The sequence below is a fragment of the Collimonas sp. genome, assembly GCF_035566555.1.
Lineage (GTDB): Bacteria > Pseudomonadota > Gammaproteobacteria > Burkholderiales > Burkholderiaceae_D > Collimonas.
On the sequence record NZ_DATMRB010000194.1, the window covers coordinates 1 to 8,548 of the forward strand.

Here is an 8,548-nt window from a genome sequence, read left to right on the forward strand (position 1 = left end):
CGGCACCAGCATCCAGCCGCTGAAGCTGCCCACCACCGCCACCATGGTGAAGAAGTAGATCACCACGAACACCAGGATGTCGCACAAGATCATGCAGACATCGCGCACCGCCAGCGAAGTCTGCATCACCTTGGTGGCAACCCGGCCGGCGAATTCGTCTTGATAGAAATGCATGCTTTGATTCAGCATCAGGCGATGGAATTTCCAGCGCAGCAGCATCGGAAAATTGCCTGCCAGCGCCTGCTGCTTGAACATGCTTTGCAGGGCGACGACGATAGGACTGGCCAGCAATACTGCCGCCAGCAATAGCAGATTAGTGCTTTCGTGGCTCCACAGCGTTGACGGTTCGGCGTGGCCAAGCCAGTCGACGATGCGGCCCATCATGGCAAACAGCAAAGCCTCGAAGGCGCCGGTGACGGCGGTCAGCAAAGTCATGGCGATGATGTAAGGACGCAAGCCCTTGGTGCAGGCCCAGACAAACGCAAAAAATCCGCGCGGCGGCGGCGTCATGACGGTATCAGGATAGGGATGCAGTAGTCGTTCGAACCAGGCAAACATGGGGAAGCTCCAAAACAGGCCGGCAGGCCGGCCCCAACCCGACAGTATATTGCAAATTGATCAGTTGTTTCGAAATGCCCCGGCCACAGATGGTCGCCGCGCCGGGTGAAACAAGGGCAATGCAACAGGATCAGGCTATCGCATCACCCTTCATATACCGTGCGTGTCTTGAACGGAATATATTGGAATAGCCAGGTTTCCGACAGGGGCTGGTTCTTGTAGCGCAGGAACAGGCGCAAATCGACTGGTTCCGCACCATCGACGGTCAAGTCGAACTGCGCGCGCCAATGGCCGGCCACGCCGTCAGGGACGGCTTCAGTAAAGACATAAGAGAACTTGCCGCGGGAAGTTGTCAGGACGGCCTCCGGCAATTCGCCGAAAGCCAGTTTTTCCAGCGGCGCGCCCTTGAATTCGACCATGAACTTACGGACGTTTTGCGGACGAGGCTGACCGGGCACGCCGCCGTTGCCAAGGCGGGTGGCGACATAGCGGGCCAGCGTCGTCGGAAACGGTTCATCCTGCTGCCAGTAAAGACGGTAGCGCAGGCGGTAACTGCTGCCGGCGACAGCCTTGGCGCGCGGCACCCACATCGCGACAACGTTATCGTGGATTTCGTCGTCGGTTGGAATTTCGACCAGTTGCACCGCACCCTCGCCCCATCCGCCCAACGGTTCCACCCAGAGACTCGGGCGGCGCTCATAGTGCACGCCATCCTGATAATGATCGAACACACGGTCGCGCTGCAGCAGCCCGAAGCCGCGCGGGTTGTTGTCGCCGAATGCCGAGGCGGTGGTTTTCGCCGGGTTGTTCAGCGGCCGCCAGATATGCTCGCCGCTGCCGTTCCAGATCGCCAGGCCATCGGAATCGTGCACCTCCGGCCGCCAGTCGGCGCCGGTGCCTTTCACTGTCTCGGAAAACCAGTACATTGAAGTTGCCGGGGCAATGCCCAAGCGTTCGACATCGCGCCGTAAAAACAAGGCAGTCTCGACTTCCATGGTTACGCCGGAAGTTGCATCAGCCTTGCGCTGCATGACGAATTTGTAGGCGCCGCAAATGCTTGGGCCATCCAGCAGCGCATAAATCACGACGGTATCGCTGCCATCCTCCGGCGTCGTGAAATAGAAATGCGTGAAATTCGGGAATTCTTCAGGTTTTCCGGCTTGCGCGACATCGATAGCGATACCGCGCGCCGACAGGCCGTACTGATACAGATCGCCGATCGCGCGGAAGTACGAGGCGCCGAGAAAGGCCACCCAGTCGTTCTTATGCCAATCGAGCTTGGCCTGGTCGCCGCGCCGGCTTTCCTGAAAACGAAAGCCGGCGAAGCCGCTGCCGCGCGGCAGCTTGCGCGCCGGGCTGTCAGCCGGCATATCGAAATAACTCTCGTCGTAGACGATCTCGCGCGCCTTGGCGTCGGCGCCGCTGCCGTCGACCAGCAGCATGTGTACCGGCGCCTGGAAATAGCGGCCGAGATGAAAGAAGGTCAAGGGGAACTGGCCGGGGCCGTCCGCGAACAGCGCATAGTCATTTTTGAACTTGATCTTGCCGTGGGCTTCGTAATCGATTTTTTCCAGAATCTCGCGCGGAGCGGTCTGCTGCGCTTTATAAGGCGCTTCGGCCTGCGCACGCGCCTGTGCAATCAAGGCGTCGAAAGAAAAGGCCGACGCGGCGCCGAACTTCACGCGGTTGGCGGCAATGGCTTCCAGCGGGATGCCGAGAGCGGCCAGGGTTGCCGTCGCGGCGGCGGATTGCAGGAATGTGCGGCGATTTGTCATAGATGGGGTACCCATAATGTGAGAAGAACGCTAAGGCGGAGGGATGCGGCAAGAATCTTGCCTGCATCCCGCCGCGCGGCTTCAGAGAAAAATATGAATCCTGGTGCTGCGCATTGCAAACAAGCGCAGCGAGACTACACTGGCTGAGAGCGCCAGCGCCGGTTAGCCTGCTCGGAATTCCAGATCTCGAAATGCAACCGGGACAGCGTCAAGGGGTCATCCAGCAGCGCATTTTTCTGGCGCGGCGTCAGGCCGTCGGGGCCGCCTTTCAGAGCGCTGTCGAGCAGCGCTGCGCGCGCCGCCTGGGTCGCCGCCGGCACTGCCGGGCGCGCGGTCACTGCCGCGCACAACAAGGCATTCATGACCGGATCGACCACCGCGTCGTTGAAACTCGCCAGCTTCTTGCCGTTGTCGTTATATACCGTGGTCGCCGCCAGCTCGGGCGGCAAATCGACTTCCTCCGGAATCACGAACAGGCGCGCGTGGCGGAAACTGCGGCCGAGCGTCACGCGGCTGGAAAATACCGACAAGGGAATCGACAGCACCAGCGAACCGACGATAGGCAGTAGCCACCACAGGAAGCCCGGCTCCAGCCAGTACACGCCGCCGCCCCACACCAGGCCCAGCAGGGTATGGCCGCCGTGCCGGCGGCAAGCTTCGCCCCAGCTGGTTTCGGCATCTTCGCGCGGCGGCGATTTCCAGCTGATGGTCCAGCCAAGGAAGGCGCCGACCACGAAGCGCGTATGGAACAGCATGCGCACCGGTGCCAGCAGCATCGAAAACAGCAGCTCCATGATCATGCTCAGGGTCAGCCGCAAGGCGCCGCCGAACTCGCGCGCGCCCTTGGCCCAGATCAGCACCACGCTCAGTACTTTCGGCAGGAACAGCAAAGTGGCGGTAGCGCTGAACAAAGCCAGCGCCCGCTCCGGATGCCATTCCGGCCAGACCGGGAACAACTGGCCCGGCGTCACGAAATATTCCGGCGCCACCAGCGTATGCACCGCCAGCAATACCGTCGACAGCAGCAATGACAAGAACCACAGCGGCGCCGACAGATAGGCCATGACGCCGGTCACGAACACCGCGCGGTGCACCGCATGCATGCCGCGCGCCAGGAACAGGCGAAAATTCATCAGGTTGCCCTGGCACCAGCGGCGGTCGCGTTTGAGCTCGTCCAGCAGGTTGGGCGGCATTTCCTCGTAGCTGCCGGCCAGGTCGTAGGCGATCCAGACACCCCAGCCGGCGCGCCGCATCAGCGCTGCCTCGACAAAATCGTGCGAGAGAATCTCGCCGGCCAACGCACCCTCGCCCGGCAGCGGCGCCAGCGCGCAATGCTCCATGAACGGCTGCAGGCGGATGATGGCGTTATGCCCCCAGTAATGCGATTCGCCCAGCTGCCAGTAATGCAGGCCGGCGGTGAACAAGGGACCGTAGACGCGCGTCGAGAACTGCTGGATGCGTGCGTACAAGGTGTCGCGGCCGGCGGCGCGCGGCGCGGTCTGCACGATGCCTGCGGTCGGATTGGCTTCCATCAGGCGCACCAGCGTGGTCAGGCAGGTTCCGCTCATGACGCTGTCGGCGTCGAGCACGATCATGTAGCTGTAGTTGGCGCCCCAGCGCCGGCAGAAATCGTCGATATTGCCGCTCTTGCGCTTGACCCGGCGGCGCCGGTGCCGGTAGAAAATGCGGCCGAAACCGCCTACCGTCTGGCACAGGCTGGTCCAGGCGTCCAGCTCGGCACTGCAGATATCGCTGTCGCCGCTGTCGCTCAGTACGAAGAAGTCGAAACGGTCCAGCTCGCCGCTGGCCGCTACCGATTCGTAGGTGGCGCGCAGGCCGGCAAAAACCCGGGTCACATCCTCATTACAGATCGGCATCACGATGGCGGTGCGGGCGCTGGCCGGGATCGGCCCCGGAGCGGCTTCCTCGCGAGAAATCACGTAGCGGTCGCTGCCGCGCATCAGTACCAGGAAGCCGGCCATGGCAGTCCAGAATCCTGCCGACACCCAGCAAAACAGCAATGCGAACAAGCCCAGCGTCACCAGTTCCAGCGGCTTGTCGCCATGGTAGGGCAACACGGCGCTCATGAAATAGGTCGCCATGGCGGTTTGCGCCAGCATCAGCATCAGCAGCACGATGCGGCGCAGGTTGCCGCGCGACTTGCTCTCGTGCTGGTCCTGGCTGTCGACTTCGACGGCCGGCGCAGGCGCCGGCTGCGGCAGCGCAGTCGAGCGCGCAGTCTTTTTGTAACGGCGCTGCTTGGCGCGCGGCCGGCGGTCGAATTTGCTATTGGCGGTTTCTATCCAGCGCACCAGCGGATTCAGCGTACCCCAGGGATGAGCGACAATCGGCGTGCGCTGCAGAGGCGGCGCAATCGCAATGCGCGAGCGGCCCTCAGCGTCGGTGCCGATCTCAGGCATGGGCTGCGTCGAAGACGGTCCGGCAAACGCCAGCTGCAGGCGCGCGGCGACCGAACCATAGGCCGGGTTGGCGTCAGCCAGCGCCGACGGTTCGCCGCCAGCCGCCAGGGCTTGGTGCACGGCGGCCATGGAACTGTCGCCGCCGGCCTCCAGCTGCGCAGACAAGGCTGCGCGACGCTCCGCCGACAGCGGCAGGCGATCGAGATAACGCTCACTGGCTTCAGACATCATGGCTGGCGAATTCTGCAGCTCTGCTGCACTCGGCGGCGACATCGGTTGGCGATTTAGTTGGGCGGTAATATGTAGCTCCAGGTCTCGGATAAAGTAGTGCTGCCGCCGCGCAGGAAACCGCGCAGCTCGACAGGCTTGTTGTCCTCGTTGCGGCGCACCTTCACCGTCATGCGCCAGCCGCCGGTAACATCGTTGCGCTCCACCCTGGTCTCCAGCACCTTGCCGTTGTCGTCGGCGCTGACCACGCCTTCCGGCTGCACCTTGTCCGACAGTTTCTTGAATACCGGACCCTCAAAGTCAACCACCAGGCCGGTGACATTGTCATCGCTCTTCTTCAGCACGCCCAGTCCGCGCCGGGTCTGCGTGACCCATGACAGAGGCGGCCGCTTTTCCGCATCCTTCTGCCATGACAAAGTGTATTCCAGATTGAATGGCTGGCCCACCTTGGGCTGCGTTTCAGGCACCCAGAAGGCAACAATATTGTCATTGGTTTCGTCCGGCGTCGGAATCTGCACCAGCTCTACCCTGCCGTTGCCCCAGTTGCCCTTGGGCTGGACCCAGGCGCTGGGCTGCTTTTCATAATGAGCGTTCAGATCCTGGTAGCTGGCAAAGCTGCGGTCGCGCTGCATCAGGCCGAAGCCGGCCGGATTACTCAGGGAATAAGAGGTCACCAGCAAACGCTTCGGATTGACCAGCGGCCGCCAGATCCATTCGCCAGTGCCGGAAGCTACCGACAAGCCATCGGAATCGTGCACTTCGGGCCGATAGTCATCGACCTGCGAACGCTGGTTGTCGCCATGCAAGAACATGCTGGTGAGCGGCGCCAGGCCGAGCTTGCTGACATTCTCGCGGAGGTATAGCTGGGCCTTGACGTCAACCGTGCTATCGACGCCCGGCTTGAGCACAAAGCGATAGGCGCCGGTCACGCGGCGCGAGTTGAGCAGCGCGTAAATGGTCAATTCCTTGTCGCTGGCCTTGGGCCGCTCGATCCAGAACTCAGTGAAACGCGGAAATTCTTCGCCGGAGCTAAGCCCGGTGTCTATCGCCAGGCCTCGCGCTGACAAGCCATAGGTCTGGTCCTTGCCTAGCCCGCGGAAATAGCTGGCGCCGAGGAAAGACAAGACCTCGTCCTTGTATTTCGGCGTATTCAAAGGGAAATGCACACGGAAGCCGGCGAAGCCCAGGCCGCGCATCTTGCGCGGGTCAACCTTGAGGGCGCCGAAATCGAAATCGTTGGGATCGAAGCGGATTTCACGCACGCTCTGGCCATTGATTTCGTTGATCTTTACCGGCTGGTCGAAGGCATAGCCCTGATGGAAAAACGCCAGTTCGAACGGCAATTTCTGGCTGCGCCAGGTGGATTTTTCCGGACGGAAACGAATCTCCTTGTACTGTCCGTAATCGAGATTGGCGATTTCCTTGGGCAGGCTGCCTTCCGGTTTGCTATAAGAGCTGGCAGCCAGGTCTTTTGCCTGCTTGGCAACGTTATCGAAGTCAAAGGCAAAAGCGCTGCCAACGGTAGCTGACAACAACAATGCTGCGGATAATGGCAAGACGGCGATACGCGCCCGGGCTAGAGCGGAAATACGCGATTGCGTCCGCTGAGACAAATTCAAATACATTGGATTCCCATCTGACACTGCTTGGATTGACCTGCCCGACCAAGCCTTGTGGGCAGCGTCGAGAGCAAGCGGTAGTCTATCAGTGTTCTATAATTTTTTATATCCATCAGGCAATGAGCAAGCTGTGGCCCATTATCCCAGGCAACAGCAGCGACAAAGACTTGCAAAATTGATTGGCAGAAAATTGCCAAGTTGGCAGCAGAATGACGCCCGGTATCATGCAAATTCACGCCGAACCACGCCAAATCCACAAAATACCCTAGCCTAGGTTAACAGGCCCTGGCTTTTAAGAGCAAGCATCGGCGACAAAGTTCCATCCGCAACTTATAGTAAGATCTCGCTTTTAATACAAATCCGCATAAAGCGGGCTCATGCAACAGCGCCCATGACCTCAAGCCTCACGATTATTGTCGCCACCGACGCCAACAACGGCATCGGCATCCGCAACACCTTGCCCTGGCGTCTGCCGGAGGATCTGGCGCATTTTAAACGCACCACCTCGGGCCACGCCGTCATCATGGGCCGCAAGACCTTCGAATCGATCGGGCGGCCGCTGCCGAACCGGCGCAATATCGTCATCACCCGCAATCCCGCATGGCGTCACGAGGGCGTCGAAAGCGCTCCCTCGCTGGCGGCGGCGGCGGAACTGGCCGGCGATGCCGAAGCCTTCATCATCGGCGGCGCCGAGATCTACGCCGCGGCGCAGGACCTGGCACAGTGCCTGATCGTCACCGAGATCCGCCACAGCTTCGACTGCGACGCTTTCTACCCCGCCCGCGATGCGTTGCAATGGCAGGAAATCTCGCGCGAAAACCACCACTCCGAAGCCAACGGTTTCGACTACGCTTTCGTGGTCTACCAGCGCCGCCCGGCCGGCCTCAGCGAGGCCAGCAGCTGACCCGGCTTGATGATGGAATGACATCTGTTGTTTTCTGCAGGAATTCCCTCATCTTTATCCCCAATTTCGTGCATATCTGCGAAAATTCGACTTTCTTTTTCAGCATGGCCGCGAGTGCGGCAATTATCCATACACCTGCTGAAAACGATAGGCTGCATTGCCCTACCCAGGCAACACCCGCAAGCGCCACTGGCGCAACGGGACATTGTTTTTTAATCGCCGTCGCACGGCCCTGTCCGCAGCCTTGTTATCAACCACCGTCTCCTGGAGACCTCGATGAAATTCCGCTTCCCCATCGTCATCATTGACGAAGACTTCCGCTCTGAAAACACTTCCGGCCTGGGCATCCGCGCGCTTGCCGACGCCATGGAGACCGAAGGCATGGAGGTATTGGGTGTGACCAGTTACGGCGACCTGTCGCAGTTCGCCCAGCAGCAATCGCGGGCCTCCGCCTTTATCCTGTCGATCGACGACGAAGAATTCGGCGCCGGCTCGTTTGAAGAAACCGACCACGCGCTGAAATCTCTGCGCGCCTTTGTCGAGGAAATCCGCCACAAGAACGCCGACATCCCGATCTACCTGTACGGCGAAACCCGCACCTCGCGCCATATCCCCAACGATATCCTGCGCGAACTGCACGGCTTCATCCACATGTTCGAAGACACCCCGGAATTCGTTGCGCGCCACATCATCCGCGAAGCCAAGTCCTATCTGGACGGCCTGTCGCCGCCCTTCTTCCGCGCGCTGGTGCACTACGCCCAGGACGGTTCCTACTCGTGGCATTGCCCGGGACACTCAGGCGGCGTCGCCTTCCTGAAGTCGCCTATCGGCCAGATGTTCCATCAATTCTTCGGCGAAAACATGCTGCGCGCCGACGTCTGCAACGCTGTCGAAGAACTCGGCCAGCTGCTCGACCATACCGGTCCGGTCGCAGCTTCCGAGCGCAACGCCGCGCGCATCTTCAATGCCGACCATTGCTACTTCGTCACCAACGGCACCAGCACCAGCAACAAGATGGTGTGGCACTCGACCGTGGCGCCGGGC

5 protein-coding genes and 1 pseudogene are annotated in these 8,548 nt (G+C 60.9%); 2 read left to right on the plus strand and 4 right to left on the minus strand.

All coding sequences use genetic code 11. The annotated features are described in order from the left end of the window. The 4 genes and pseudogenes from VNZ65_RS24190 to VNZ65_RS24205 form a co-directional block, all read right to left on the minus strand. Positions 1-558 (minus strand): annotated as a pseudogene (locus VNZ65_RS24190) (multidrug ABC transporter ATP-binding protein); the annotation flags it as partial. Between the two features lie 143 nt (positions 559-701). Further along, complete coding sequence (locus VNZ65_RS24195; RefSeq protein ID WP_325673651.1) at positions 702-2,333, minus strand: glucan biosynthesis protein D; 1,632 nt, start codon at positions 2,331-2,333, stop codon at positions 702-704. 134 nt (positions 2,334-2,467) lie between these two features. Then, positions 2,468-4,984, minus strand: coding sequence for a glucans biosynthesis glucosyltransferase MdoH (gene mdoH / locus VNZ65_RS24200; RefSeq protein WP_325673653.1), 2,517 nt, complete (start codon positions 4,982-4,984; stop codon positions 2,468-2,470). Positions 4,985-5,037: 53 nt separating this feature from the next. Next, complete coding sequence (locus tag VNZ65_RS24205; RefSeq protein ID WP_414649212.1) at positions 5,038-6,606, minus strand: glucan biosynthesis protein G; 1,569 nt, start codon at positions 6,604-6,606, stop codon at positions 5,038-5,040. A 385-nt stretch (positions 6,607-6,991) separates the two neighbouring features. Between VNZ65_RS24205 and VNZ65_RS24210 the strand changes: the two genes are divergently transcribed. Together VNZ65_RS24210 and VNZ65_RS24215 are read left to right on the plus strand one after the other, a co-directional pair. Further along, positions 6,992-7,504, plus strand: a complete 513-nt coding sequence (locus VNZ65_RS24210; protein WP_325673657.1) for a dihydrofolate reductase — start codon at positions 6,992-6,994, stop codon at positions 7,502-7,504. Between the two features lie 276 nt (positions 7,505-7,780). Next, positions 7,781-8,548 (plus strand): Orn/Lys/Arg decarboxylase N-terminal domain-containing protein (locus tag VNZ65_RS24215; RefSeq protein WP_325673659.1); only part of this gene is annotated, 768 nt, incomplete at its 3' end.